Origin of the sequence: Actinoalloteichus hymeniacidonis, assembly GCF_014203365.1 — a bacterium.
Lineage (GTDB): Bacteria > Actinomycetota > Actinomycetes > Mycobacteriales > Pseudonocardiaceae > Actinoalloteichus_A > Actinoalloteichus_A hymeniacidonis.
On the sequence record NZ_JACHIS010000001.1, the window covers coordinates 5,038,505 to 5,063,637 of the forward strand.

Annotated in this window: 21 protein-coding genes; 4 read left to right on the forward strand and 17 right to left on the reverse strand. The window is 67.0% G+C overall.

Annotated features, from left to right (window positions below):
• The first annotated feature begins 637 nt into the window (after positions 1 to 637).
• On the forward strand, positions 638 to 2,563 hold the full coding sequence (locus BKA25_RS21230) for a M48 family metallopeptidase (protein WP_069847201.1): 1,926 nt from the start codon (positions 638 to 640) through the stop codon (positions 2,561 to 2,563).
• Positions 2,564 to 3,037: 474 nt separating this feature from the next.
• Here BKA25_RS21230 and BKA25_RS21235 read toward each other — a convergent pair whose 3' ends face one another.
• The 3 genes from BKA25_RS21235 to BKA25_RS21245 form a co-directional block, all read right to left on the reverse strand.
• Positions 3,038 to 3,706 carry a hypothetical protein gene (locus BKA25_RS21235; protein ID WP_069853333.1) on the reverse strand — a complete coding sequence of 223 codons (669 nt, stop codon included), beginning with the start codon at positions 3,704 to 3,706 and terminating at the stop codon, positions 3,038 to 3,040.
• The gene (locus BKA25_RS21240; protein WP_069847199.1) at positions 3,703 to 4,221 is read right to left on the reverse strand and encodes an RNA polymerase sigma factor; all 519 of its coding nucleotides are present in this window, start codon (positions 4,219 to 4,221) and stop codon (positions 3,703 to 3,705) included. Before BKA25_RS21240 ends, BKA25_RS21235 begins: the two co-directional genes overlap by 4 nt.
• A gap of 375 nt (positions 4,222 to 4,596) precedes the next feature.
• A complete protein-coding gene (locus BKA25_RS21245; protein ID WP_069847197.1) occupies positions 4,597 to 5,109 on the reverse strand; it encodes a MarR family winged helix-turn-helix transcriptional regulator in 513 nt (170 codons plus the stop codon).
• Positions 5,110 to 5,314: 205 nt separating this feature from the next.
• On the opposite strand from BKA25_RS21245, the gene BKA25_RS21250 reads away from it, so the two are divergent.
• The gene (locus BKA25_RS21250) at positions 5,315 to 6,466 is read left to right on the forward strand and encodes a cytochrome P450 family protein (protein ID WP_069847195.1); all 1,152 of its coding nucleotides are present in this window, start codon (positions 5,315 to 5,317) and stop codon (positions 6,464 to 6,466) included.
• Positions 6,467 to 6,514: 48 nt separating this feature from the next.
• Here the strand turns inward: BKA25_RS21250 and BKA25_RS21255 are convergent, their stop codons facing one another.
• The 8 genes from BKA25_RS21255 to BKA25_RS21290 all read right to left on the reverse strand — a co-directional run bounded on the left by BKA25_RS21255 (position 6,515) and on the right by BKA25_RS21290 (position 15,339).
• A complete protein-coding gene (locus BKA25_RS21255) occupies positions 6,515 to 8,560 on the reverse strand; it encodes a heavy metal translocating P-type ATPase (protein WP_084642617.1) in 2,046 nt (681 codons plus the stop codon).
• Between the two features lie 161 nt (positions 8,561 to 8,721).
• The gene (locus BKA25_RS21260) at positions 8,722 to 9,003 is read right to left on the reverse strand and encodes a metal-sensitive transcriptional regulator (protein ID WP_069847194.1); all 282 of its coding nucleotides are present in this window, start codon (positions 9,001 to 9,003) and stop codon (positions 8,722 to 8,724) included.
• Between the two features lie 303 nt (positions 9,004 to 9,306).
• Entirely contained in the window at positions 9,307 to 9,912 is a 606-nt protein-coding gene (locus BKA25_RS21265; RefSeq protein WP_069847192.1) for a TetR/AcrR family transcriptional regulator, read from the reverse strand.
• A gap of 78 nt (positions 9,913 to 9,990) precedes the next feature.
• The gene (locus BKA25_RS21270) at positions 9,991 to 11,187 is read right to left on the reverse strand and encodes a cytochrome P450 (RefSeq protein WP_069847190.1); all 1,197 of its coding nucleotides are present in this window, start codon (positions 11,185 to 11,187) and stop codon (positions 9,991 to 9,993) included.
• 93 nt (positions 11,188 to 11,280) lie between these two features.
• Positions 11,281 to 11,541 (reverse strand): helix-turn-helix domain-containing protein, encoded by a 261-nt coding sequence (locus BKA25_RS21275; protein ID WP_069847189.1) that lies wholly within the window; start codon positions 11,539 to 11,541, stop codon positions 11,281 to 11,283.
• A gap of 232 nt (positions 11,542 to 11,773) precedes the next feature.
• Positions 11,774 to 12,880 (reverse strand): winged helix DNA-binding domain-containing protein, encoded by a 1,107-nt coding sequence (locus BKA25_RS21280; protein WP_069847187.1) that lies wholly within the window; start codon positions 12,878 to 12,880, stop codon positions 11,774 to 11,776.
• A gap of 320 nt (positions 12,881 to 13,200) precedes the next feature.
• The gene (locus BKA25_RS21285; RefSeq protein ID WP_084642615.1) at positions 13,201 to 14,235 is read right to left on the reverse strand and encodes a radical SAM protein; all 1,035 of its coding nucleotides are present in this window, start codon (positions 14,233 to 14,235) and stop codon (positions 13,201 to 13,203) included.
• Between the two features lie 93 nt (positions 14,236 to 14,328).
• Positions 14,329 to 15,339 carry a radical SAM protein gene (locus BKA25_RS21290; RefSeq protein ID WP_069847183.1) on the reverse strand — a complete coding sequence of 337 codons (1,011 nt, stop codon included), beginning with the start codon at positions 15,337 to 15,339 and terminating at the stop codon, positions 14,329 to 14,331.
• A gap of 464 nt (positions 15,340 to 15,803) precedes the next feature.
• Between BKA25_RS21290 and BKA25_RS21295 the strand changes: the two genes are divergently transcribed.
• The gene (locus BKA25_RS21295; RefSeq protein WP_069847182.1) at positions 15,804 to 17,255 is read left to right on the forward strand and encodes a DHA2 family efflux MFS transporter permease subunit; all 1,452 of its coding nucleotides are present in this window, start codon (positions 15,804 to 15,806) and stop codon (positions 17,253 to 17,255) included.
• 57 nt (positions 17,256 to 17,312) lie between these two features.
• Here the strand turns inward: BKA25_RS21295 and BKA25_RS21300 are convergent, their stop codons facing one another.
• The 3 genes from BKA25_RS21300 to BKA25_RS21310 all read right to left on the reverse strand — a co-directional run bounded on the left by BKA25_RS21300 (position 17,313) and on the right by BKA25_RS21310 (position 20,191).
• Complete coding sequence (locus tag BKA25_RS21300; RefSeq protein ID WP_069847180.1) at positions 17,313 to 18,587, reverse strand: DegT/DnrJ/EryC1/StrS family aminotransferase; 1,275 nt, start codon at positions 18,585 to 18,587, stop codon at positions 17,313 to 17,315.
• A gap of 219 nt (positions 18,588 to 18,806) precedes the next feature.
• Positions 18,807 to 19,586: a class I SAM-dependent methyltransferase gene (locus BKA25_RS21305; protein WP_069847178.1), complete on the reverse strand. Its 780-nt coding sequence runs from the start codon at positions 19,584 to 19,586 to the stop codon at positions 18,807 to 18,809.
• 122 nt (positions 19,587 to 19,708) lie between these two features.
• A complete protein-coding gene (locus BKA25_RS21310) occupies positions 19,709 to 20,191 on the reverse strand; it encodes a carboxymuconolactone decarboxylase family protein (RefSeq protein ID WP_069847177.1) in 483 nt (160 codons plus the stop codon).
• Positions 20,192 to 20,462: 271 nt separating this feature from the next.
• Here BKA25_RS21310 and BKA25_RS21315 point away from each other — a divergent pair, with 271 nt between their 5' ends.
• A complete protein-coding gene (locus BKA25_RS21315; protein WP_157420968.1) occupies positions 20,463 to 21,725 on the forward strand; it encodes a glycosyltransferase family 4 protein in 1,263 nt (420 codons plus the stop codon).
• A gap of 58 nt (positions 21,726 to 21,783) precedes the next feature.
• Here BKA25_RS21315 and BKA25_RS21320 read toward each other — a convergent pair whose 3' ends face one another.
• The 3 genes from BKA25_RS21320 to BKA25_RS21330 are packed head-to-tail and all read right to left on the reverse strand — an operon-like array spanning position 21,784 to position 24,661.
• A complete protein-coding gene (locus BKA25_RS21320; protein WP_069847173.1) occupies positions 21,784 to 22,782 on the reverse strand; it encodes a zinc-dependent alcohol dehydrogenase in 999 nt (332 codons plus the stop codon).
• 8 nt (positions 22,783 to 22,790) lie between these two features.
• Positions 22,791 to 23,534: a TylF/MycF/NovP-related O-methyltransferase gene (locus BKA25_RS21325; RefSeq protein WP_069847171.1), complete on the reverse strand. Its 744-nt coding sequence runs from the start codon at positions 23,532 to 23,534 to the stop codon at positions 22,791 to 22,793.
• A complete protein-coding gene (locus BKA25_RS21330) occupies positions 23,534 to 24,661 on the reverse strand; it encodes a radical SAM protein (RefSeq protein WP_084642608.1) in 1,128 nt (375 codons plus the stop codon). Before BKA25_RS21330 ends, BKA25_RS21325 begins: the two co-directional genes overlap by 1 nt.
• Between the last annotated feature and the right edge of the window lie 472 nt (positions 24,662 to 25,133).

Below are 25,133 nucleotides of genomic sequence, written 5' to 3' on the forward strand. Positions count from 1 at the left end.
CTTCTTGACCTGGCGCTCTATCGGCGGTCAGCCGGATTCTCAGCCACTTCAGTCGGGGCCCGAGGATCTCCACGGCACGGGCGGCGCCCGGCAACGCGGGCTCCGCCGACGCCCGAAGTCGGCCGGGCCCGGCGCACCCGCCAGCGCCGCCTGATCGAGAAATCATGGCGGTCGGGGAACCGTCTGCCCTGCTTCGGGGTCCAACCCCCGATTGAAGTTGCTAATGCGCTTGGGAAGTCCACTGTAGAACGTCTAAATTGATTGCGATCACCGCGCTACATCGAGTTTTCACTCGATATCAAGAGAATACTTTTCCCGACTCGGCCTCGCGCCGGGATATCTTCACCGCTCACGCTCGGCACCTCTATCGGCACTATCGGTGAGCGAATCGTCGATCGACGACGGAGTCGGTCCGAGGTTCAGCCGACTCTTTTTCATCGAAACGCCCGCTCAGCAACGTAGGCGGGGGCAGAATGACCAGCCTCAACGCCCGCGATCAGGCCGGTCGACGTCGAGCGAGACGTCTCCGGTGGTCTGACAGCGGGGATGAGAAGTCGTTCGCAGCCCAAACAACCGATGTACCAGCGGAATCCCCCGAGACCGCTGCCGCTACCCCACTTTCCTCTAGGAGGCCGAGATGCGTGGTGCCGTACGCGCATTCCTCGCAGTGCTGTTATTGATTCTGTTCCCCATCTTCGTTCTCGCGCTCGGTATCGGCGGGACGATTGCCGGGATCAACATCGGCGGGCGGGGTGGCATCTATCTGGCCATCGTCGCCGTCGGTCTGATGCTCGCCCTCGGATTCGGCCTGGTACAGGCACTGCGCACCCGGCTGACCCCGCCGGACGGTCCCCGGCTCACCCGGCAGGAACAGCCGATGCTGTGGCAACTGGTGGACGAGCTCGCCGCCAACGCCCAGACCCGACCGCCGGACGAGATCATCCTGGTTCCGGAGATCAACGCCGCAGTCCAGGAGGATGCGCGTGGTCTCGGTCTGCAAGCCGGACGCCGCTACATGATGATCGGCCTGCCGCTGCTCGCCGGTCTCAACGTCTCCGAGCTGCGTTCCGTTCTCGCGCACGAACTCGGCCACTACGGCGGCGGCCACACCCGACTGCTCGCCATCACCTATCGGGGCGCCGAGACCCTGCGGCGCACCGTGGGCAGGCTGGATTCCGGGCCCGCGCGGTGGATTCTCAACGGTTACGCCCGGTTGTATCTGATGGTCTCCCGGTCGGCGACCCGTAGCCAGGAGTTGCAGGCCGACGCCTACTCGGTGGCGGCCGCGGGCCGGTTCACCGCGAGCGAGGCGCTGCGCAAGATCGCCACGATGGACATGTTCTGGGAGGCCTACGCCGACCGCTTCCTGAACCTACCGCAGTTGGCACAGCGCACCCCGGACATCCTGCTGGGCTTCCGCTTCTTCCTGGACGCCCCGGAGAACCAGCGGATCAGGGCCGAGTACGAGCCGAAGGTGCTGGACGCGGAGTCCTCTTCGGTTTACGACAGCCACCCGACCATCCGCAAGCGGATCGCCGCCATCCAGAATCTGCCCGACAATCCGGCGGCGCCGGATCAGCGGCCCGGCTGGTCGGTCATCATGAACCCGGCCCAGGTCCTGCCCGCCGCCGAGGGCGTTCTCTACATCCGGGGCGAGATCGGCCCGAAGGCCGGCTGGGACGAGATCGCCCGACTGGGCTGCGCCGAGTTGGCCGCGAAGAACGCCGCAAGGCTCGCCGAAGCGGCCCGCCAATCCGGCGCAGCCCCCAGTGGCGCGTTGGGCGAGATCCTGAACGCCGTGGGTCGCGGCGAGATGGTGCGGCTGATCGCGCCGCTGGTGCGTGAGGGCATCGACCCGAACGAGCAGATCGACGCCGTGCGCAACCTGCTCACCGGGCTGCTCGGCGCTGTCATCGTGACGGCGCTGATCAGCCAGGGCCGCGCCCACCACGAGTTGCGTTGGGGCGGTCCGGCACAGGTCATCGGACCGAATGGCCCGCTCGACGTGGCCGAGCTCGTCGGCCCCGCCGTCGCGAACCCCGGGCTGGTCCCGCAGTTCGTCGCCAGACTGCAACAGCTGGGCGTGCCCTTGGACTTCGTCCGGCTGCCCGCGCCGGAAGCCGCAGCGCAGCAACGGCCCAACGACGGACAGCCACAACTGATGTCGGTGGCGCCCGGAATCATGGCATTCCGCAAGACCTGGGACGCCTTCGTCACCGACATCGGGCTGTTGTTGATCCCGGTGAAGATGAGCAAGCTCGCTGGTCAGAACCTCTCCGGAATGATGGGACAGGGTGGCCAGGCGCTGAACGGTCGGATCAATACCCTGCTGGAGAACGGCGCGGCGGGCCTGTTCGCCAGGGACGATGGCCGGTGGGTGCTGAACCAGAACATCGTGGACGGCGAACACAAGAAGTTCCTCACCGGCGGCGGGAAGATCAAGCTTGACTTCGCCGACGGCACCAAGGCCGAGATCCGCACCGACTCGGATGAGAACTTCGAGGTGCTGCTCACCTACTTCAGCGAGGTGGCGGCGCAGTCGAGGCAACAGGCAGGCGGCTGATCAGGTAGTAAGGCAGGGCGCGGGCGGGTTCTCCGCCCGCGCCCTGTGCCTTGGTTTGACGGCAAAATCCGCATGGGCGGTGCGGCAGTAGCAACCGCGCCCGCCGGTCAGCCTGTTCATGGGTGGAGACGATGGCGTTTGCGGTGTGGTGGCGTCGGGTCACGGATTCTTCGTGCGTGCTGGCCATTCCGGGAGGGAACGCACCCGACGTGCGCGGGGCGGGTCTGCTCGGCCTCGGGTGTCGTCCGTGACCATGTCGGAACACCCCCGCGTGCGCGGGGCGGATCACCACTCTTGATCATTGGCCTTCTCGGCATCGGGAACACCCCCGCGTGCGCGGGGCGGATTGACGGATCGCGGTGATCCCCTCGGCGGCTGCCGGAACACCCCCGCGTGCGCGGGGCGGATACTTGTTGACCTGGGGTTCTACCGGCCGGTAACCGGATTTATGACCACTTGGAATTCGAGGATCGCCTACTCACCAAGCCCTAGCTCCGCAAGTAACTCGCCGCCGAGGCCCACCTCGTTGTGTTGGCCCGCGATGGCCCGGCCCTCCGCCACGGTATAGGAACCCTGGGTGCTGTTGACCAGGGTGCGGCGGCCGTCGCCCCAGTCCTTGAGCAGCAGCACGTATTCGCCGCCCTCGGCGACATCGGCGGTAGACGGTGCGGCGCCCCGGATCACGTAGGCCACGTCGATGGTGTCGCCCACGGCGACCGTGTCCCCGACGCTAGCCAGCACGGTGACCTCCGCCCGGATCTCGGGGAGGTCGTCCATGGTCTGCCGGTGGGTCGCATCGATCCGGCCCCGCACGATCAGGTCCGCTTCGGCGACCAGCTCTTCGGTGCTGGCGTAGTACGGCTCGTCGGTTACGACCGGGGTTCGCTGGCCCCGTCGGTCATCCGAGAAGAACAGCACGAGGCCCACCACACCGACGACCAGGATCACGGACAGCGCCACCGCGACAGCTAGCACCGGGCCCCGGCGGCCCGGAGCCGGCGGCTGGGGACGAAACTCGGCGCTCTGCTGCTCGCCCACCAAGTCTGCGAGTTCGGCGGCGGCCCGGCCGGACAGCAGATCCGGCGGCGGGGTGGGCACGGGATTCGCCCGGATGATCAACGACTTGACGAGAACTCGACTCACCACGATCCACTCCTCGACAGGTAGGCCGCGCGAAACGCCCGCCGCGCCCGGTACAGGCGCAGCCAGATCGCACTACGGCTGCGACGCAGGGCGTAGGCGACCTCGACGGAGTCGAGTCCTTCCCAGTAGTGCAGCAACAACACCTCGCGCTGCTCCTCGGTCAGCGAGTCCAACGCGTCCAGCGCGGCCAGCGCCCTAAGGTCGTCGCCGGTAGCCGGCGGCCTGCCGAACTCCACGGCCGGTCGGCGATGCAGCTCGGCGAGTCGAGGGGCCCGGTGGTGGTGCTCGGCCAGCACGGTGCGCGCGGTACCGAAGAACCAGGCGTTGGTCCACAGCAGCCTGCTATCGACATGCTCCCAACCGATTTGAAACACCTTCGAGGCCAGGTCCTCGGCCACACCGCGATCGCCGACCCGGCGCAGCATGAAGGCAAGCACCCTCGGATATAAACGGTGGTACGCCTCGGTGAACGCGGCCGCACGCTCCGCCGGAGGCGGTCTTCTGATTCTGTGCATAACCATTACATGGTCGCTCGTTCGCCAGGCCTTTCCCACGACGCCCTCATGTTTTCGAGCTTGCATGCCGAACCGGTCCGATCCGCACAGAAGCCACAGCGCAGACCGAGCCCTTACATACGGGGCGGATGCGTGTCCATCGAGGACCAGCCCTGTGCCGACCGGAACACCCCCGCGTGCGCGGGGGCGGATGCCCGACTCGCCGTCGCCGTAGACGTCGTTGTGGGAACACCTCCGCGCACGCGGGGCGGATGCGACCACCCCACTGCGGTCCGACTCAACCACCGGAACACCCCCGCGCACGCGGGGCGGATACTTCGTGACCTGGGGTTCTACCGGCGGGTAACAGGATTTACGACCACATCGGATTCCAGTCTAGGGCTTGCCCTCCGACCGCCCCGATGCTTCGGCCTGCTCGGCCAACAACTCGTTCATGCTGACGCGCAGCCCATCGAGGAATCTCTCGAACTGGTCCAGCTGTTCCGGCGGGTACTGCGCCACCAACGCGTCCAGGTGGACGGCCAGCGGGCCGAAGAACTCGCGGGCGGGCGCCTCGATCTCCTTGCTGCTGCGCAGCGTCACCGCGCGCCGGTCGGCCTGTTCGCGAGTGCGGACGATGTGGCCGAGGCGTTCGAGGCGGTTCAGCAGGTTCGTGGTGGCGCCGGTGGTGAGGGCGAGGCGTTCGCTGAGGCGGGTGGGCGACAGCGGGGTGCCCTTGTCCTCGGCGTAGAGGATCTCGACCAGCGCCCTGGCGTCGGTGGAGTGCAAACCGAGCCAGGCGGCGAACCGGTCGGTGAACTCGGTGTAGTTGGCGCCGAAGGCCCGGAGTCCGTCGAGGATTCGGCCGCTGCGCTCGGTGTCGTCGGCAGGCTGCGGTGCCTCCTCCATCGTCGTTCTCTCCTGTCCGGCGCTCGGTTCCGATGATCATTTCGGGTTGCCAATCTACCCCGCCACGATATAGCTTCATCATGAAGCTACTTCTCGGGGAAGCTACTGCGAGAAGCGGCCGCAGTCCTCACGCGCCCACCCCACCGGTGGCGATCAGCCGTACCCGCCAACGCCCGCGCTCTCCCACGCACCAGAGGAATCCGCGATGCCCGACGCAGCCCGACCCGTCGTCAATCCGTTCGCACCCGTCGACCGACCCCATACCGAACCCGATCCGACTCGCGCGGCTCTTCGAGTGGCCGGACCGATCAGCCGATCGACCGCGCCGACGGACGGTCCCGTGTGGATCGTGACCACCGAGGCGCTGGCCAAGGAGGTCTGCTCCCATCCGGATATCGCCAAGGACCCGGCGTTCGCGCCGCCGTATTGGGATCCGGCGGAAGCAGGTTTGGAGCGGACCGCCGCAGAGCAACCGTCCCTGACCACGCTCGACGGCCCCGCGCACGCCGAGTTGCGGCGGGCCCATGCACCGTTGTTCAGCGCCAAGCGCATTCGCGCCCAGTCCGACCGCATCCATCAGATCGCCCGCGAGCTACTCACCGAGGCCGCCGCGCGGGGCCCGGTGGTCGACCTGATGGCGGGCTTCACCACCCGCTACCCGCTGACCGTGTTGCTCGATCTGCTCGGTATCCCGCTCGATCTCGTCGACGAGGCCACCGACGCCTGTCTCATGATGGTCAACGGCGTTCGAGGCGATCAGGGCAAGGCCATCGGCGCGCTGGCCGAGCTGGCCGCCGAGGGTCTGCGCGCCGACAGTCACGGACTCGCCGCCGAACTGCGGGATCGGCTGCCCGCCGGAACCGCCGAGGCCGAACTGCGCTACCACCTGTTCGCACTGATCTTCGCCGGTCAGCTCACCACCGACTCAGCCGTCGGCTTCCTCATCGCCCGTGCTCTCGGCGAGGCCGCTCCGCACCAGGACACCGTGCACGACCTGGTCGACGAGACACTGCGACAGCACGCGCCCGCGCCGTTCAGTCTGTGGCGGTTCACCACCACCGAGGTCGAACTGGCGGGCGTACGGTTGCCCGCGCGCACGCCGTTATTGGTGGACATCCTGGGGATCAACACCGACCCGGCCCGCACGTCCGGCACGGATCTGACCTTCGGCTCGGGCGCGCACTTCTGTATCGGTGCCCAGCTCGCCCGCGAGGAGCTGCGCGCGGTGGTCACCGTGCTGCGGACCGACTTCCCAGCGGCCCGGCTCGCCATGCCGGCCACCGAGATCCGCCAGGTCGGGCCCGGCGGCATCATGGGGTCCCGGTTGGCCATGCTTCCGGTGGCGTTGCGCGGCTGAAGATCGAGCTGCGGGCGGCCGATATCTCGGATACCGGCCGCCCGCCCCTCACGCCGACTCGGTCAGCTTCACCCGGCGCAACAGCTGCGCGTTCACCGCGACGACGATCGTGGACAGGCTCATCACCACCGCCCCGACCGCGGGCGGCAACACGAAGCCGACGCCCGCCAGCACCCCGGCGGCCAAGGGCACGGTGAGCAGGTTGTAGCCGGTGGCCCAGGCGAGGTTCTGCCACATCTTGCGGTGGGCGGCCACCGACAACCTGCGTACCGCGAGCACGCCGCGCGGGTCGTCGGAGGCCAGCACCACGCCCGCCGATTCGATGGCGACGTCGGTGCCCGCGCCGATCGCGATGCCGACCTCCGCCCTGGCCAAGGCGGGTGCGTCGTTGACGCCGTCGCCCACCATCGCGACCCGGCGGCCGCGCTCCTGCAGTTCGACGACCTTGCTGTCCTTGTCGGCGGGCAGCACCTCGGCGAACACCTCGTCGATGTCGAGGTCGGCGGCCACCGCCTCGGCCACCGGTCGCGCATCGCCGGTGATCATCATGACCCGGACGCCGTGGCGATGCAGGGCTTCGATGGCCTCCCGCGACTCCGGACGCACCTCGTCGGCCAGCGCGACCGCGCCGAGCACCACGCCGTCTCGCAGTACGTGCAGAACGGTGGCGCCGCGCGCCGCCCACGACTGGGTCTCGGCGGCCAGGTCCTCGGGCGGTCGGATCTCGCGCTCCGCAAGCAATCCGGGCCCGCCGACGGCGATGGTGGCGCCGTCGACCACCGCCTGCACACCCCGGCCGGTCAGCGAGCGGAAGTCGCGGGCCTCGGGGATCGGGCCTTCCTCGCGCGCGGCCGCGACGATCGCGGCGGCCAGCGGGTGTTCCGAGTCGATCTCGGCGGCTGCGGCCAGGGCCAGCACCTCGGAACGCGAACCGCCCGGCGCCGCGCGGACCTCGGTGACCACGGGGCGGCCCTTGGTCAGGGTGCCGGTCTTGTCGAAGACCACGGCGTCGATGGTGCGCATCCGTTCCAGGGCCAGCCGGTCGGTCACCAGGATGCCCGCCTTCGCCGACATCGAGGTCGAGATCGCGATGACCAGTGGAATCGCCAGCCCGAGGGCATGTGGGCAGGCGATCACCAGCACGGTGACCATCCGCTCCACGGCGGTGGTCGGATCGCCGATGACCAGCCACACCACGAAGGTCAGCGCGCCGACGATCAGGGCGAACCAGAACAGCGCCGCCGCCGCGCGGTCGGCCAAGGCCTGGGCCCGCGACTTCGAGGACTGCGCCTGTTCGACGAGCCGGGCGATCCCGGCCAGCGCGGTGTCCGAGCCGATGGCCTGCACCCGGACCCGGATCGAGGAATCGGTGGCCACCGTGCCCGCGACCACCCGGTCGCCGACCGAGCGTCGCACGGTGTTCGACTCGCCGGTGATCATCGATTCGTCCAGCTCGGCGGCGCCCTCGGTCACCACGCCGTCGGCGGGCACCCGGCCGCCGGAGCGGACCAACACCACGTCGTCCACGGCCAGCTCACCCAGCCCGACGGAGGAGATCGAACCGTCCTCGGCGATACGTTCCGCGCTGTCCGGCAGCAGTTCGGCCAGGGCGTCCAGGGCCCCGGTGGCCTGCCCGAGCGCGCGCATCTCCAGCCAGTGGCCGAGCAACATGATCACCACCAGCAGGGCCAATTCCCACCAGAAGTCCAGTTCCAGCCCGGCGACGCCGAAGGTCGTCAGGGCGCTGGCGACGAAGGCGACGGTGATGGCCAGCGCGACGAGCGTCATCATCCCCGGCGTTCGAGCCCGCAGTTCGCCGACGGCGCCGGTGAGGAACGGCTGCCCGCCGTAGAGGAAGACGACGGTGCCCAACACCGGCGCCACCCACCCGGCCCAGGTGGGCACGGTGTAGCCGAGGAGGTCGGCGATCATGTGGCTGGCGAGGACCACCGGGATGGTCAGGGCCAGGCTCAACCAGAACCGGTCCCGGAAAGCGGCGGCGTGGCTGCCGTGACCTGCGTGTCCGGTGTGCTGGTGTTGTCGATCGACGGAGTGGGATCCGTCGTGGTCGTGGTCGTGGGACTGCGGGTGCATCGCCGCGCTCCTCTCACAGGCAGGACAACCGCAATATACCCCTAGGGGGTATTCGGTGCTTGCAACGACGCGCCCGGCCCACACACGGACCACCTAGAGCAAGCAGACGGCCCGCCACGCCGTAGCGGGCAGGCCGTCACGAAACGCCGAGCGGGGACCTGTCAGGAACGGACCAACCGTGCCACGGCCTCGCTGGCCTCGCGGACCTTCTCGTTGGCCACCTCGCCGCCCTCGGCGATAGCCTCGGCCACACAGTGCTTGAGATGCTCGTCGATCAGACCGATGGACACCGACTGCAGCGCCTTGGTCGCCGCCGAGATCTGAGTGAGCACGTCGATGCAGTACTCGTCGGCCTCCACCATCCGCTGCAGACCACGGATCTGACCCTCGATCCGGCGCAATCGCTTCAGGTAGCCGTCCTTATCCTCGGTGTAACCACGCATGTCTCGCTCCCTCATCGACGTCCGCCTGCCGAGGGTACCCCGTACCGGTAAGCACCAAGGGGTGCTTTCGGGGCGAAGCAGCGCGGACGCACGCTGCCACGATCCCGGTACTTGCCCAGCTCGCAGGCCCATCGAGCACACGAGCCACCGCATCGGCATCCGGTCGTGCCCTCGCGACAACCTATACCCCTAAGAGGTATGGACGTGCTGCCGAGGCGGCCCTGTCGGGTGCTCGCGCGACCACCACATCAACGAGCCTCGGACCCCGCCGGGCACAGCCCTACCGGGAGTTTCTCGATGGCATCAGCAGGGCATGATCGGCTCCAGCGGTACGCCGGGCAGCACATTCGACGTCGGGCGTAGGCCGTCGAGAAGCAGCGCGAGATAGCGCCTGCGCGCGGGAGAATCCGACTCCCCCCGCACCTGGGTCATCGCCAGCACCATGATGATCACCGCGCCGAGATCCTGGCCGACCAGCTCCGGTCGAACCAGGCCGGCGTCGACGAGTCTGCCTGCCAGTTCATCCATCCAGCGCAGGAAGGGCGCGAAGGCCTCCGGCCCGATCGCGTCGGTCTCGCGTGCCAGAGCGATCATCACCCGCCTGCCGGTGAGCGCGTCCAGGCTGCGGTTCAGGAAGTCGGTCAGGTCCTGCCACGGGTCGTCGGACGCGACGATGTCCACGGGCTGGATCTCGGTGGTGATGACGTGCTCGACGACGGCGCGCACCAACTGATCGCGATTGCGGAAGCGCCGATACACCGTCGCGACGCCCACCCCGGCCTGCCGCGCGACCTGTTCCAGCGTCACTGCGGGCCCGACCTCCTCGAAGGCCTGACCCGCAGCGACCACGATCCGTTCATAGTTACGGGCCGCGTCGGCCCGCAGCCCCAGCGCCCGCGCGTCTGCCATTCGGGCAAGCTAGCAGCAGCGCGCGAAACGGCGTCGATGCCGCAGCGGCGCTGCCCGCGACTCCGGCGGGGCGTCGCCTCACCAGGTGATCGGCAGCGAGTTCACCCCGAAGATCGCGTGGTTCGAGCGGAACCCGACCTCTTCGAAGGGCACCGCCAGAGCCAGCTTCGGGAAGCGTCGCAGCAGAGCGGGGAAGCCGATGCGCAACTCCATCCTGGCCAGTGGGGCCCCGATGCAGTGGTGCACGCCGTGGCCGAAGGCGACGTGACCGGATACGCCCCTGGTGATGTCGAAGCGGTCGGGATCCTCGCGTAAGGCCGGATCACGGTTGGCGCCGGGCAGCGACATCAGCAGCAACTCCCCCGCCTTGACGGACCGGCCCGCGACCTCCGTGTCGGTCTTCGCGACCCTGGCCACCCCGGCATGCACGATCGACAACCAACGCAACAGCTCGTCGATGGCGGGCTCGACCGCGGCCGGGTCGTCGCGCACCATGGCCAGCTGTTCGGGATGGGTCAGCAGGGCCAGGGTGCCGAGACTCAGCATGTTCGCGGTCGTCTCGTGGCCCGCGATCAGCAGGATGGTGGCGATGCCGACCAGTTCGTCGGCGGTCAGCTCGGTGCCGTGCTCCCGAACCAGCATGCCGAGCAGGTCGTCGTTCGGCGCGGCCATGGTGCGGGCGATCAGCTCCGCCAGGTAGAGGCGGATCTCGTCCTCGGCCACCTTGCGCTGTTGGTCGGTCGCCGACAGGTCGAGCATCTGATCACTGCGTCGTTGGAACTCCGCCCGGTCGGCATAGGGCACGCCGAGGAGTTCGCAGATCACCAGCGAGGGCACCGGAAGTCCGAAGTGCGCGACAAGATCGGCGGGCCTGCCCGCGTTCTCCAGGTCGTCGAGCGCGGCGTCGACGATCTCGACGATGCGAGGCTCCAGCCTGCGCATCCGCCGCATGGTGAACTCGGGCGTGAGCAGCCGCCGGATGCGGGTGTGGTCGGGCGGATCGAGCGCGAGCAGTTGGCCCGCCCGCATCCTGGCCTCCTCCTCGGTGTATTCGACGGCGGGCCCGGCCAGGGCGGCCGCTCGGTCGTTGCCGAAGCGGGTGGTGTCGGCGAGCACCATGCGGACGTCCTCGTAGCGGGTCACCAGGTGGACGGACTCGCCGAACGGTGTGTCGACGAGCCGGATGCCCTCGGCACGGCGGGATTCACCCAGTTCGGCGGTGGGGTCGAATCGCTCGCGCCGCATGTACAGCGGCAGTTGCCCTGGTTGCGCCATCGGTTGCCAACTCTCTTGCTGCGGTCGTGGACGATCCCCACAGTACACACAAGTGATAGTCGACTATCGTTTACGCCGAAGGGCAACCCTCGATCAGTTCTGGCCGGTCGGCCCGTCGGCCGGTTCGTCTGGCTTACCGCCGGAGGTGCCGTAACCGTGTTCGATGCCCCAATCGATGAGGGCGGCCAGGCCGTGCAGACCGAGTTCGATCCACATGTCCTTGATGTAGTTGCGAACCGTGCCCAGTGCGATGCCCATCAGCCGGGCACAGCTCTCCGCCGAGTGCCCCGCGACGAGCAACGACAACAGCTCCTGCTGTCGCGGACTGAGCGCGCCGGGCTCGCGTCGTCCCATGCCGTCACCGAACCGGGTCGAAGTAGGTCGTCTCGAACATGAGCTCTCCTTTGTGGATAGTCGCCGTAGCTCAGGGCACAGCGGCGGCCGAAAGAGGAGAACGCTGCGCGGCAGGCGGTGGTGGGTGGCGTTCGGGATCGGGCGACAGCGGGTTCCGGTACCGCCAAGATGACGCGGAACCCGGTCGGAAACGCCACACTCGAACGGAAATCCGCCCGTTCGGACGACATCTTCAGCCGTCGGCGCCCACCTCGGTGATCTCGATGCGACTGCTGTCGCCGTCGGTGAGGAACGCGGCCACCGCCTCGCCTTCTTCGGCCACGGCCGTGCGGTCGGTCGGGGCGAGCTCCCGCAGCGGCGTGATGCTCACCGTGTCATCCCGAACGAGCCAGGTCGCCGCGACCCGCCCGTCGACCAACACCACCCGGATCCCGGCGACCGACAGACCGCGATGCGCGTCGTCGATGATCCGGCTGCGGTCGTGATAGCCCAGGATCGCGTTGTCGAACGCGGGCAAAAACCGCACCGGAGCGGGCACCCCGGGGTCCGGCCTCGGCGCATCGCGCAGGTCCAGCAGGGTCCGACCCCGCTCATCCCGGAAGGTCACCAACTCATCCCGGATCGAGGCCACCGCAGCGGGGAGGCCCGCCAATCCACACCACGCGCGCAGGTCGGCCGAGGCGGCGGGCCCGAAGGCGGCGAGATAACGCCGGACCAGCGCCGCGCCGACCGGATCGGTGCCCTCGGGCGCGGGTGGATCGATCTCACGCCCCACCCAGGAGGACAGCAGCAGGTTGCGCACGCCGGCCTTGGTCCGCCACAACCCGCGCGGCGGCAACTGCACCATGGGCAGCAAGGCGGCGACCAGCATCTCGCCGAGCGGCCTCGGACCCGGTTCCGGCCAACGCCCCGCGACCGCCCTGGCCAACTCGGACATCGACCTCGGTTCCCCGTCGGCCAACACCTCGCGGCCCTCGGCGGCGAGTTCGTCGAGATCGACGTCGGCCAACTCGTTGCGATACACCCCGAGGACCCGTTGGCGCAGCATCGGATTGTGTCGCGTTCGCCAGGCGAGGGTGTCGGCGGCGGTGAGCAGGTGCACGGTGCGGCGCATGAGATGCGTTCGCACCACGGTGCGCCCGATCAGCAGGTCCGACAGCGTGGTCGGATCGAAGTCACGCAGTCTCGACCACAGTCCGATGAACGGCTCCTGCGGTTCCTGAGCCTGCAGCCCGCCCAGATGCGCGATCGCATCGGACACCGGCAGATCGGAACGTTCGAGGAGCAGTTGACGGGCCAGGGTCGCCCGGTTGAGCGCCCGCGTGTCCAGGACGGTCATCGGATCGGCCCCTGAGCGGCAACGGTCCAGACCGAGGCGCCGCCCGTCATCGGCGGACGTCGGTGCGGATGCTGAATACGGGACGTCGAATCGCTGTCATTGCCTGCCACCGCGCCAGGATCGCAGAGAAAGCGGACAGATCCCGTCCTCTTCTCCCGTACCAAGGACGAAGTGTCGAAGGCGGGTGACCGTGCGAGGCAAGTCGTTCCCGCGTCGAGCGTGGACACCCGAACCCGCCGGCACTGTCCCCCCAGAGCCTGCCGTCGGGTCGGGTCGGCATACCACTGATCGCCTCCCCCATCAGGAAGACGCTGATCCGATCACACGGTGGTCAATGCCCGCTGTCGCTGCTGCTCCTCGACGACGGCGGGCAGGTTCGACTGGAGCCACGCGGCGGTCCGCTGGTCGCGGAACAGCTCGAGGTAGTAGTCGATGACCGAGAAGTACGAGCGCTCCGAGAAGGTCTCGCGGTAGTAGTCGCCGAAGGCCTGATCGTTGGCCATCAGGTTATGCAGCGCCGGGTGCGGGTTGTGGTAGATGAACTGCAGGACCGGCGATTGCGCTTCGGCACGCAGGATGTCCTCGAACGACTGTTCGTGGAAATTGCCCAGGAAGAAGGGGGTGTCCTTGAACTTGGCGTTGTCATAGGTCATGTTGCAACTGGTGACGACATGACCATGCGGGTTGACCGCCAGGTGGACGCTCAGGCAGTCGTCCAACTGTTCCGGGGTGCGCCTGGTGTAGATCTTCTCCAGGTTGGCGATGGTCTCGGAGTTGTTGCCCGCGGTGACGAGACCGTCGTAGTACAGCGTCTCGCCCTCCAAGCCCATTTCCTGCTTGATGTGCTCGTCGGCCTCGGGCTGGTCGGAGTAGACCCAGTTGAGTTCGTAGACCATGTCGAGTTCCCGGCAGGCCGCCCGCAGGTTCTTGACCCGCTCCAGGGGCACGTAGCGCAGGTGATAGGCGCTGGCGCTGGGGAACACCGCCTGCACGCCCGCCGCCTTGAGCCCGGCCAGCGTCTCGACCGCCTTGTCCGGCGTGCGCGCCCAGTAGGCGTTGGTGTTGAGGCAGATGTAATAGCCGAGGTCGCGGGCCGCCGATGCGACCTCCAGGACCTCCTCCGGGAACAGCATCGCCTCGCCGCCGGAGAGGTCCAGGAAGCTCTTCCCGTACTTCGCCCCGGTGGTCAGAAGGTCGATCGCGGTCGCCGGATCGAGCTTCTTCTTCTTTCGCGGATTCGATTCCACTAAACAGTGATCACACGCGGCATTGCAGCCGAACGTGTAAATCATATAGATTTTCGAGTTCTCACCGTGGTCATAGCAGACGCCGGTCTTTGGATAGTATTCGTACATGCCTCCTATTTTACTTGGAATCCGCGATGAAAAGTCGAGAAGTTAAGTATAAATTGGGCCCGAAAACGCTCGGCACATTACCCGCCGAGCAGGTCACTTATCGACCCCGGCACCGACCGGTAACGATTCACTCCGATGCGCGGCCAAGATCTCCCGCAAGGCCGCCACCCGCGCCGGGTCCCGCAATGCCAACAAACAGAAGTCGCAGATGTTCTGGTACCGCTCCGAGGTCAACCCCTGGAACAACGGGTGTTCCTCGACCAGTTTCCGGAAGTAGATCGGCGAGTTCGGATCGTAGAAGGAGGTAACCAGGTGCTCGCGCTCGTCCCGTTCCTGTTGGGTCCGATCTCCGACCCGGATCGAACCGAGGAACACCGGCGTCCGCTTCATCGCATCGGTGCTGATATCCAGTTCACAACAGGCATACATATCGCCGGTCGCGTGCACCGTGGTGGTGAGGCTGTCGCAATCCGGCAGCTCGTCCACTCGCCGCCCGATACTGATATTCAGCAGCCCCTTGCCCCGACCCCGGTCGAGCAGTTCGTTCATGATGAACGGCTCGCCTGCCGCGGTCAGCGCGGCCTTGATCTGTTCGTCGACCTCGGTCTGCGTCGAAGGGCAGAAGTTGATCTCCGTGACTAGACCGAACTCCCGGCCGATCCTCGCCGCGTTGATCGTGCGATCGACGGGGAAGAACTCGACGTGGAAGGCGTCCGCACTCAACGCCATGCCCGCCAGTCCCGCCTCGACGAACGGCGCCAACTTTTTCCTGGCGATGGCCTCTGACCTGGCCCAGAAGGCGTTGGACTCGACATCGACCACGAAGCCGAGGCCGGTGGCGAAGCTGATGACCTCGACCATCTGCTCCGGGTAGAGGAAGACCTCGCCGCCGCTGAAGGTGACATGCCGCTTACCGTTGTGTCGCCCGGATTCCAGCGCCGTCCTGACCTCGTCGAGAGTGAGGCGCTCGGTGCGTTGCGGGCTCGACTCCACGATGCAGTGTGCGCAGGAAAGGTTGCAGGTCAGCGTGAAGTTGATCGCCAGCCGCTCATTCGCGGAAAAGCGATCCCAAATCGGTGGTGGACCATCCGGTGAATCCGCCATCAGCTGTCTCTCTCATTCTGCGCATGAAGAATCACGGAAGGTGAACATTCCGGTGCGCGGCGCCCCCACGATGCCGCATAGGCCGCGAGAATGCCGTCGAGAACCCCAGTAGCCGACATCGCGCCGCTCTAGACACAAGCGTACCCGATGTTACCGACAATGTTCCTGGCTGCCACGAAGTCCACGACCTCGTGACCCCTGCCGTTCCCTTCTCGTAGCTCACTGACACCGACCCCAGACGCAGGCACCGATACGGCACCTACGGACTTACCTCAACCCGAGCTTCACTTCCGCCCAGATCGCTGAACCGCCCCAGTTTATCTAGCTAATGCATACCATGCCGGATCCCACGGTGGCCAGAGTTTCCTACCCCTGATGTGCTTCTCGAACTTACCCCGGAAATCCACTTTGCGGTCTATGGTCAGCAAACTCACAGGTAGCTTAGGAAGCGGGAGGGGTCTGGCGTGAATCAGACCGAACCGGCGCGCGTGAAGTCGCGTTGGCTGGGACTCGGTGTGCTCTGCACCGGGATGTTCATGATCGTTACAGATGGCACCGTCGTCAATGTCGCGCTGCCGACCATCCAGGTCGAACTCGGCTTCACCCAGGCGAATCTGGCCTGGGTGATCAATGCATTCCTCATTCCCTTCGCCGGGCTACTTCTACTCGCGGGCAGACTCGGTGACCTGATCGGACGTCAACGGCTGTTCCTCACCGGACTGGTGACGTTCACCCTGGCGTCGCTGCTCTGCGGATTAGCCGGTACCCAGGAGCTCCTCATCGCGGGTCGGTTCGGTCAGGGTGTCGCAGGGGCGATGTGCGCGGGCGTCATCCTCGGCAAGATCGTCACGCTGTTCGACGACCCTGGCGAGCTCGGCAAGGCCTTCGGCATCTTCGCCTTCGTGCTGACCAGCGCCGGTGCCGCAGGCCTGGTGCTCGGCGGCGTCCTCACCCAGCTCATCGCCTGGAACTGGATCTTCTTCATCAACGTCCCCGTCGGGATCGCCACCATCGTGCTGGCCATCCGAGTGCTCGACGACGACCGAGGTCCGGGCCTCGGCCGGGGAACCGACTTCCTCGGCGCCGTGCTGGTGACCTCCGGGCTGATGCTCGCGGTGTACACCCTGGTCGAGATTCCCAACGTCGGCTGGGGATCCAGCAGCACGCTCGGCTTCGGTGCCGCCGCCCTCGCACTGCTGGTCGGTTTCGTCGTGCGCCAGGCGATGGCCGCCAACCCGCTGATGCCGTTGCGCCTGTTCCGCTCCCGCAACCTCTCCGGTGGCAACATCCTGCAGGCCGTCTACGTCTCCGCCTCCCTCGGAATGTTCTTCATCACCTCGCTGTACCTACAGCTGGTCCTGGAGTACACCCCGCTGCAGATCGGTATGACCTTCCTGCCGATGACCGCGATCACCGCGGTCATCACCCTCGGATTCGCCCCCAAGCTCAACGCCAGGTACGGCGAGCGACGCATGCTGATCATCGGGTTGATCCCGATCGTCATCGGCCTGGCTCTGCTGGCCAGGGTTCCGGTGGACGGCACCTTCCTGACACACCTGCTGCCCTCGATGGTGTTGATCGGTGGCGGCGGGCTGGTCGTGCCCGCGATGACGGCGTTGGCGATGGCCGACGCCCCGCCGTCGGACGCCGGGCTGGCAGGCGCGCTGTTCAACACGATGCAGCAGGTCGGTGGGGCGATCGGCGTCGCGGTGCTCGCGGCGGTCTCCACCGCGCACACCGCCCGGCTGGCAACCGAGGGCACCCCGCAGGTGGAGGCGCTGACCGGCGGCTATCGACTCGGATTCCTGGTCGCCATGGGCTTCATCCTGCTGTGCCTGGCGATCGCCGTGCTGGTGTTGCGCAAGACCGCCCGGCCCGTTCCGACCGACGACGCCGCCGAGCCCGCTGCGGCCTGATCCCGATAGCCGAACCGGGTGGGGTCCGAGGCGACCCCGCCCGGTTCGGCGAGATACCTAGCGCAGTTCCTCGTGGTGGTCGCGAACCTTCTCGACCGCCGCCACGATGTCGGCCATGTCGGAGGCATCCCCGAGCAGGGCCTTGTGGTGGAAGATCAAGGTCGTCTCGCGGTACTGCTCCGCACCCGGGTACTCCCGACCCAGCGACCGCTGCCTGCCCTCCTCGGTCCACACCGAGGCGAAACGCCGCTTGGTGTGCGGGTGGAACATGACACTGCGGTGCAGCGGCAGGTCCGGCGGCCACAGCGCCATCCCCAGCTCGGCGCCGATGGCCTCGGCGACCTTGCCCACCGGCACCGCACCGAAGGTGCCCGGCCGGAATCGGATGCCGTACTCGTAGATCGACCGGGCATCGGCCGCCTCGGGCAGCGGGATCGCACTGAAGTCACCGAGCTCGGCCAGACCCGCCTCCAGGACGGCCGCCGACTTCTCCCGGTGTTCGTGCTGACCCGCCAAGCGCGGGAGCTGATCGAGCAGGACTCCCGCGGTCAGCTCGGACATGCAGTAATTCCCGCCCATCACCTCCCCGGCCTCGACGAGTTCCTCGCCGCCCGCGGGCGGGTCGACGTCGGCATAGCGGCGCGAGTCGGCACGCAGTTGTTCGGCCCGGCGGTACAACGCGGGATCCGAGGTGATCACCGCGCCGCCCTCGCCGCCTGCCAGCACCTTGCCGACCTGGAAGCTGAACACGCCCAGCGCGCCGAAGGTACCGACGTTGCGGCCTCGCCACCGCGCGCCGTGGGCCTGGGCGCAGTCCTCGATCAGCGAGATCCCGGCTTCCTCGGTGACCTCGCGGATGCCGTCGAGGTCGGCGACGGTGCAGGCCAGGTGGACCACGATCGCGGCCTTGGTCCGCTCGGTGGTCGCGGCCCGGATCGCCTCCGGCGTCACGCAACCGGTCTCGGGATCGACGTCCACCACGATGGGCAGCGCGCCGACCCGCAGCACCGAGGTCACCGGCGCGACCCAGGTCATGACCGGGACGATGACCTCGTCACCGGGGCCGATGTCCAGTGCCTCCAGGGCGACGACCAGTGCGCTGGAACCGTGGTCGACGCTGGCGCAGTAGTTGACGTCGTTGTAGCGGGCGAACTCGGCGGCGAATCGACGTTCGCGCGACTGGGTTCCGTCCGTCGGCCAGCTCACCGCCCAGCGTCGCGAGCGCAGCGCGGCGAGCAGCTCCTGTTCCGTTGCGTCGTCGTACTGCGGCCACTGTGCCCAGGGCCTCGGCCGACGAATTGGTGTGCCCCCAAGAAAGGCGAGTCCGCTCATGGCTCTCCTCGATAGTCGTTGTGCCGGTGAATCGCGATGCCACGCCCGCCGAATCGCTCGGCTCGGCGCCCGGAGTGACCCGGGACGCGCTTTGCGGTACGGCGCAACGCCGAAGCGTCTGCCCGCCGCCGCCTCATCCGAATGGCGCAGCATCGCCGTCGTTCGAGAATTCGCCGCCCCCAGGCACGTTGTTCTCGACGACACCATGGTGTAGTCGTGTTACTTCGCGGTGCAGGCCTTACGCAGCACCATCAAGACGTCGCGAACCCCCAATTGGGTCGAAACGCCCCGGCGGTGCGAGACCTCGCGAGCCAGCTGTGCCGGATCGACCGTTCGCAGCAGCCCCGCGTCGTACTCGGGCGGTGCGATCTGGTAATCGAGTTGGTCGGTGGCCGATAGCTGAACCCACTCCAGGCCGCTGGCCAATGCGGCGGCCACGTAATCCTCGAAGAACGACCGGTTGATCGTGTCGTCGTCGTGTACGTGCGCCACCAGCAGATCCGCGAGCTCCTCGGTCAGTCCACTGCGGAGCAGGGCGCGCAGCTCCTCCCGGTCATAGGCCAGGTGCGCCCACGGCGGCAGGAGTGTGTCGTCCCAGAAGGTCAGGTCTCGGTCCTGGTAGCGCACGTATTCGAGCTGGTGGCCGTCGACGGCGCTCCAGATCGGGCCGAAGTGCGCGTAGAGCAGCCCGCCGGGTCGCAGCACCCGGTGCGCCTGAACCAGGGTGGCGGCCACATCGAGGAACTGGAAGGCGTTGCAGGAGAAGACGGCATCCACACTGGCATCGGCCAACGGCATCTCCTCGGCACGGGCGGTGATGACCTCCCGAATGCCGTCCTGACTCGTCTCGGCTGCCCGATGCGGGTCGATGGAATACCACTTCGCAACGCCCTGCCGATGCAGCAAGTCGATCGGGAATGCGCCGCCGATCTCGGCGACAACGGCCCCGCTGAGATTCACGCGACTCAGGAAGTCCGCGAACACCTCGGCTTCCGACATTGCCAATCCCGGGGCCGCTATGGTGTCCTCCCCGGTTGGCGAAGTTGTTGTCATCTAGCGCTTCGTCTCCTCGGAAAGAATGGGCGACGATTCACCAAGCGTGCCCGTCAACGGGTAATAGATCACTCGATGGTCCAGGGTCGAGCCGGGCCCGCAATACGGTTATAGGTATTGATGATGGCAATTGTCCACACCAGCTCGGCGAGTTCTACCTCACTAAACTCGGCAGCCGCCGCATTCCATACCTCATCGGTGACCGCGCCTTCGCTGAGCCGAGTGATCGACTCGGTCAGTTCGAGGGCTGCACGCTCCCGAGCAGTGAAGAACGGCGCCTCTCGCCACACCGGCAGAGCCAACAGTCTGCGGGTGCTCTCGCCGAGGTCGACGGCTTCGGCGCTATGCGAGTCCGTGCAGTACGCACAGCCGTTGACCTGCGATGCCCTGGTACGTACCAGTTCGAGCAGTCGCGGATCGAGACTGATCTTCTCGGCGGCGGTGTCGAGTGCGTCCATCCGCTTGTTCACATGCGGAACGAGCTCGTCGACTGCCAACCGGAATGGCGGGCTGATCGGTGTGTCCGACCCCTCGATGCCCGAATTCCCCATAGTAGTCCTCCGTAGTCACGCCGTCGGCCAGTACCGAACGGTACCCGAGATCTTCTGCAATTCGACGAGCTTTCACAAGGTTCGCGACGACAGTTTCGCAGGGCGCCAACAAAACCCACCCCGTAGCATCCGAGGTGGTGCTAGCGTAGGAGATCTGGGGCTCGGCTACGTTCCGTAGCGAATGGTGACGCGACTGATCCAATGTGGTTCGTGACCGTCTAATTCGGTCCGGCTACTGGCCGATCAGATACACCGACGCGGAGAGTGGCCAGTGAACACTGAACGTGCTTCGAAGAAGCGACCACTACGAGTACTGCGGTTGACGCCGCACTTCTACTGGCCGCAGCTGGCGAAGACTTCATGGCCGGTCAAGTTCGACGCCATCGGCGGTATGCAATCGCAGATCTATCGATTGACGAGTCAGCTCGACGCCCACGATGTCGAGCAGACCGTGTTGACACTGCGGATTCCCGGTGCGCCGAGAAAGTGGGCGATGTCGGATCGGACCACGGTGCACGGCGTGCGGGTGCCGGTCCTGCCGCTGCGCTCGCGGATCCGGGGGATGGTGGACCTCAACCTCGCCTGGGCGCTGGGCGTGCTCGCCTACCTGGTGCGCACCCGGAGCCGACCCGACGTGCTGCACGTGCATTGCAGCGGCGTGATCATCCCGCCGCTGTTGGGCTGGCTGTTGACCCGCGTGCTGCGGATTCCGCTGGTCCTGACCGTGCACTGCTCGATCATCGTCACCTACCACCCGATGAACGCCCTCGACCGGTTCTTACAGCCCTTCGCCCGCCGCATCGAACGGCTCGCGATCCGTGCCTCGGCCCGCACCATCACCCTGACTCCCCGCACCGTCGGCATCCTGGCCAAGTACACGGGGGTCTCGCCGGATCGCATCTCGGTCCTACCCGATGTGATCGACGCCGACGAGTTCGCCGGGCGATCCACCCCCGAGGCCGTCGACGAGCTGCGGCGCCGCTGGCGACTGCCCGAGGGAACCCCGGTGGTCGGCTATGTCGGCCGGATCGCCAGGGAGAAGGGCTGGCCCATCATCCTGGACATCGCCGAGGAGCTGCGCGACACGGATGTGCACCTGCTGATCTGCGGTGATGGCAACGAACGGGATCTGTTCGAGGAAGAGGTCCGGACGCGCGGGCTGGTCGATCGGGTCACCGTCACCGGCTATCTGCCCAATGAGGACATCCCGGCCGCGATGGGTGCGATGGACCTGCTGCTGATGGCGCCGCTGCACGAGGAGTTCGGCAGCGTGATGCTGGAGGCGATGGCCTGCGGGCTGCCGATCGTGGCGGTCGGCGTCGGCGGCGTGGCCAACGTCCTGGAGCAGGGCACGCTGGGTTGGCTGGTCCCCGAGCGGACCGCGCCCGCGTTCGCGACGGGCATCCGGGATGCGTTGGCCGACAAGGAATGGCGGGTCACCACGGCGGAACGCGCGGCCAAGACCGTGCGAGCGCGCTACGACCTGGCCAATGTCGCCGCCGACACGGCCTCGGTGTATCGCTCGATCGTCTAGCAGGGCGAAGCGGGTGGGGGCCGTCCTTGATACGACCCCCACCCGCTCGTTCCAGCACTTATTCGACGCCCGTCACGAAGACGCTGCGCAACGGCGGGTTCTCCTGCTCGTCGAGGACCGATCGGTAGTTCTCGATCGGAATCGAGTCGCTCAGCAGGGGCCGCAACCGCACGGTTCCCTCGGCCACCACCCGCAGTGCCTCGTCGATCTGGTCGTAGCCCGAGAGCACGCCGTACACCGTCAGCTCGCGCAGCATGACGGTGCTCGGCGCCGAGGTGGTCGACTCCTCGCCGGAGTACCCCACCAGCACATAGGAGCCACCGAGTCGGGTGGCCTCCAGTCCCAGCGGGAACACCGAGGCGACCCCGGTGGCGTCGAAGACGACCTCGGGCTGGTTCTCGGCCCAGTCCCCCATCGCCGTACAGGAACCGAGACCGAATTCCGTGGCGATCGAGCGACGATGCGCCGAGGGCTCGGCCACCGTGACGCTGCCTGCACCGGCGGCCACGGCGAGCTGGCCGATCAGCAGACCGATCGTGCCTGCCCCGATGATGCCGACGTCGCGTCCGGCGAGGTCCGGGGCCCGCTCGACCGCGTGCAGTGCGACACACAAGGGTTCGAGCAGGCAGCCCTCGGCACCGGTGAGGTGATCGGGCAGCAGCCGCAGGTTGGCCTCGGGAACGGTGAACGCCTCGGCGAAGGCACCCGCCCTGGTGAAGCCGACCTCGTCGAGATCCAGGCACAGGTTGTGCCTGCCCGCCACGCAACTGGTGCACCGGCCGCAAGGTGTGATGCCCTCGCCGACGACGGCCTTGCCGATCAGCTCCGGCCTGCTCGGCGCCTCCAGCACCCGACCGGCCCACTCGTGACCGGGGATGACGGGATACTCGGCGTCGTGCAGCGTGCCACGCAGCAGCCGCAGGTCGGTGCCGCACACCGCCACATGCGTCACCGCGACCAGGGCCTCGCCCTCGCCCACGACGGGCCGGGGCATCCGCTCCAACTCGTGCTGCTTCGGGCCCCGCACGATGAGGGCCAGAATCTCGTTGTCGCTCATGGTCCTCCTCACGCGTCCGGGTCGGGGCTGTCGCCGAGGCGGTGCACGAAGAACGCCCGCCCGTGCCAGCCGTAGCGAAGGAACTCGCTGTACTCGTAGAAGCCGTCGGTGCGCTCGAAGACCTCGCGCATCGCCCGTCGCATGCCGAACCGAGGGTTGGCGCGGTTGCAGTTGTAGTCGTCGAGCAGCAGCACGGCGCCGTCCGGCAGCAGCTTGCGACCGACGAGGTGGTCCAGCACCTCCACCGAGGAGGAGTAGAGGTCGCAGTCCAGATTGGCGATCGCGACCTGCTCCTCGATGGGCGATTCCACCAGCGACTGCTCGAACATGCCGCGCACCACCGACCAGCCGGTGTCGCCGAAGCGCTTGGCGAACTCCGTCCGCAGCATCTCCTCGGTCCCGGGCGGCGAGGCGTCCTCGTTCTCCCGCCAGTAGCCGCTGTCGGCGACCTCGTAGGAGATGGAGTCCACCTTGTTCACGCTCTTCGGGAAGCCCGAGAAGGAGTCGTAGACGTAGAGGTGGCGGGGGAAGAATGCCGTGTAGAAGTCGGTCTGCGCGTCGAACTCACCGATCAGATCGGCCAGCAGGAGCGAGCTGAAGCCCTCGAAGCAGCCGAACTCGGCCACCGCACCGGGGATGTGGCTTCCCCAGATGTATTCGAAGGTCTTGCGGAACGCCTCGCCGTAGACCTGCTGTGCTCGGCTCAGGTCCTGGTAGGTCGCATTCTCGACCTGCGCTGCTGTGCGCGTCATCATCCCTCCACGCCCGCGGCAACCGGCGCGTACAACGCGGGGTCGACGTCGATGTCCATGTTCAGTTCGCAACAGCGATGGCAGATGGGCTGCAATCCCTGCTTGATGGTCTCGCGCATGCGCTGGTAGGTGTCGCCGTGGAAGACCTCGCCCAGCGAGCTGTCCTTGATGTTGCCCATCACGGTGTCGGAGAAGGTGGTGCAGCTGATCACGTCGCCACTGGGCAGCACGGTGGTCTGCGCCCACAGCTTCATGCAGGTGTTCTCCCGGACGATCCCGCGCCATTCCTTGGTGAAGAACTTGCTCTTCTGCTTGGCGTCGTAGCGCGTCGGGGCGATGAGCACCTCGACCTTGTCCGACAGGCCCTCGGCCTCCTCCATCAGCTCCTGGAGACGCTGCGGTTCGATGTCGGCGTGCTGGTGCTCGTTGCAGTACCCCGCCCAGGACAGGAAGGGCCGCGACGTGACGTCCTCGAAGGCCGCGCGGCTGGCCTTGCCCTCTGCCGGGGTGAAGTAGCTGGCCAGGCCGACGGTCACCTCGCTGACCCCGACCTCTTCGGCGAGCCGCACCATGTCGGGCAGGTAGGTGTAGTTCATGCCGGTGACGGTGAAGTTCAACGCGATCTTCGGGCCACGGCCTGCCTTGCGGGTCGCCTCCTGGAGGCTGCGCAGGCCCTCGATGGCCCGCTCGAAGGACTTCCGGCCCCGGATCGGGTTGTTGACCTCGGCGTTGGGGCCGTCGATGGAGACATAGACGTCATCGATCCCGGCTTCGACGAGCTTGTCGGCGTACCGGGGTAGCAGGGTGGCGTTGGTGCTCATGTCCAGGTTGCAGTCGGGCATCCTGGTCTTGGCCTGCTTCACGAGTTCGACGATCTCGGGGTGCATGAGCGGTTCGCCGCCCATGATCGTCAGGTAGACCTTCTCCTGCTGGTTCGTGGCCAGCTCGTCGACCACGGCGTTCCACATCTCGATGCTGATCTCGTCCCGCTTCACCTCTTTGAGCCAGTGGCTCTCGGCAGATGAATCGCCATACATCCAGCACTCGCGACAAGTGAGATTGCAGGCCCAATTCACGAAGACCGTCACATGTCTAGGCACAACCGGAAGTAAGGGCAGTGTAACCATTGCATTCCTCCGAAAGGCGCGGCTTGACGCCGCGATACCGGTCGGCCCCCAGAAGGCTCGACGCTTGACAGGGTCAGCTCAAGAGTCTCTACTAGATCACGCCCCGTGCCCGGGATCAACCAACAACTCAGGGGTTCGACAAACCCGGACTGGCGGACGGATCTCGCCTTGATCGAGCGGCCGGAAGGCGAGAACTCCGAAGCCCGACACTAGCAGTTCTTCGAACGAGCTACACCGTGTTGACGGATTCGGGTATCGTTCGAGTCAAGCAGCAGACAGCACGCAGCTACGCCGACTTGACCAGCAGGAACTCCACCTCGGACAGTGGTGGTAATAGTCGGACACTGTGCACTGTCACACGACAGCCTGGGGGGCTGACGACACCGAGATGGACCACCACACACGCTTGCGACAGGTTCCGATCCCTACCGTTTCGATGCCACAGAGCTTCATTCGGTAGCCGACGGTAACC

What these genes read in the sequence shown, in the direction of transcription:
- BKA25_RS21230 (WP_069847201.1), top strand. Translation starts at nt 638, where the DNA reads ATGCGTGGTGCCGTACGCGCATTCCTCGCAGTGCTGTTATTGATTCTG.
- BKA25_RS21240 (WP_069847199.1), bottom strand. Translation starts at nt 4,221, where the DNA reads ATGCACAGAATCAGAAGACCGCCTCCGGCGGAGCGTGCGGCCGCGTTC.
- BKA25_RS21245 (WP_069847197.1), bottom strand. Translation starts at nt 5,109, where the DNA reads ATGGAGGAGGCACCGCAGCCTGCCGACGACACCGAGCGCAGCGGCCGA.
- BKA25_RS21250 (WP_069847195.1), top strand. Translation starts at nt 5,315, where the DNA reads ATGCCCGACGCAGCCCGACCCGTCGTCAATCCGTTCGCACCCGTCGAC.
- BKA25_RS21255 (WP_084642617.1), bottom strand. Translation starts at nt 8,560, where the DNA reads ATGCACCCGCAGTCCCACGACCACGACCACGACGGATCCCACTCCGTC.
- BKA25_RS21260 (WP_069847194.1), bottom strand. Translation starts at nt 9,003, where the DNA reads ATGCGTGGTTACACCGAGGATAAGGACGGCTACCTGAAGCGATTGCGC.
- BKA25_RS21265 (WP_069847192.1), bottom strand. Translation starts at nt 9,912, where the DNA reads ATGGCAGACGCGCGGGCGCTGGGGCTGCGGGCCGACGCGGCCCGTAAC.
- BKA25_RS21270 (WP_069847190.1), bottom strand. Translation starts at nt 11,187, where the DNA reads ATGGCGCAACCAGGGCAACTGCCGCTGTACATGCGGCGCGAGCGATTC.
- BKA25_RS21275 (WP_069847189.1), bottom strand. Translation starts at nt 11,541, where the DNA reads ATGGGACGACGCGAGCCCGGCGCGCTCAGTCCGCGACAGCAGGAGCTG.
- BKA25_RS21280 (WP_069847187.1), bottom strand. Translation starts at nt 12,880, where the DNA reads ATGACCGTCCTGGACACGCGGGCGCTCAACCGGGCGACCCTGGCCCGT.
- BKA25_RS21285 (WP_084642615.1), bottom strand. Translation starts at nt 14,235, where the DNA reads ATGTACGAATACTATCCAAAGACCGGCGTCTGCTATGACCACGGTGAG.
- BKA25_RS21290 (WP_069847183.1), bottom strand. Translation starts at nt 15,339, where the DNA reads ATGGCGGATTCACCGGATGGTCCACCACCGATTTGGGATCGCTTTTCC.
- BKA25_RS21300 (WP_069847180.1), bottom strand. Translation starts at nt 18,587, where the DNA reads ATGAGCGGACTCGCCTTTCTTGGGGGCACACCAATTCGTCGGCCGAGG.
- BKA25_RS21305 (WP_069847178.1), bottom strand. Translation starts at nt 19,586, where the DNA reads ATGTCGGAAGCCGAGGTGTTCGCGGACTTCCTGAGTCGCGTGAATCTC.
- BKA25_RS21310 (WP_069847177.1), bottom strand. Translation starts at nt 20,191, where the DNA reads ATGGGGAATTCGGGCATCGAGGGGTCGGACACACCGATCAGCCCGCCA.
- BKA25_RS21320 (WP_069847173.1), bottom strand. Translation starts at nt 22,782, where the DNA reads ATGAGCGACAACGAGATTCTGGCCCTCATCGTGCGGGGCCCGAAGCAG.
- BKA25_RS21325 (WP_069847171.1), bottom strand. Translation starts at nt 23,534, where the DNA reads ATGACGCGCACAGCAGCGCAGGTCGAGAATGCGACCTACCAGGACCTG.
- BKA25_RS21330 (WP_084642608.1), bottom strand. Translation starts at nt 24,661, where the DNA reads ATGGTTACACTGCCCTTACTTCCGGTTGTGCCTAGACATGTGACGGTC.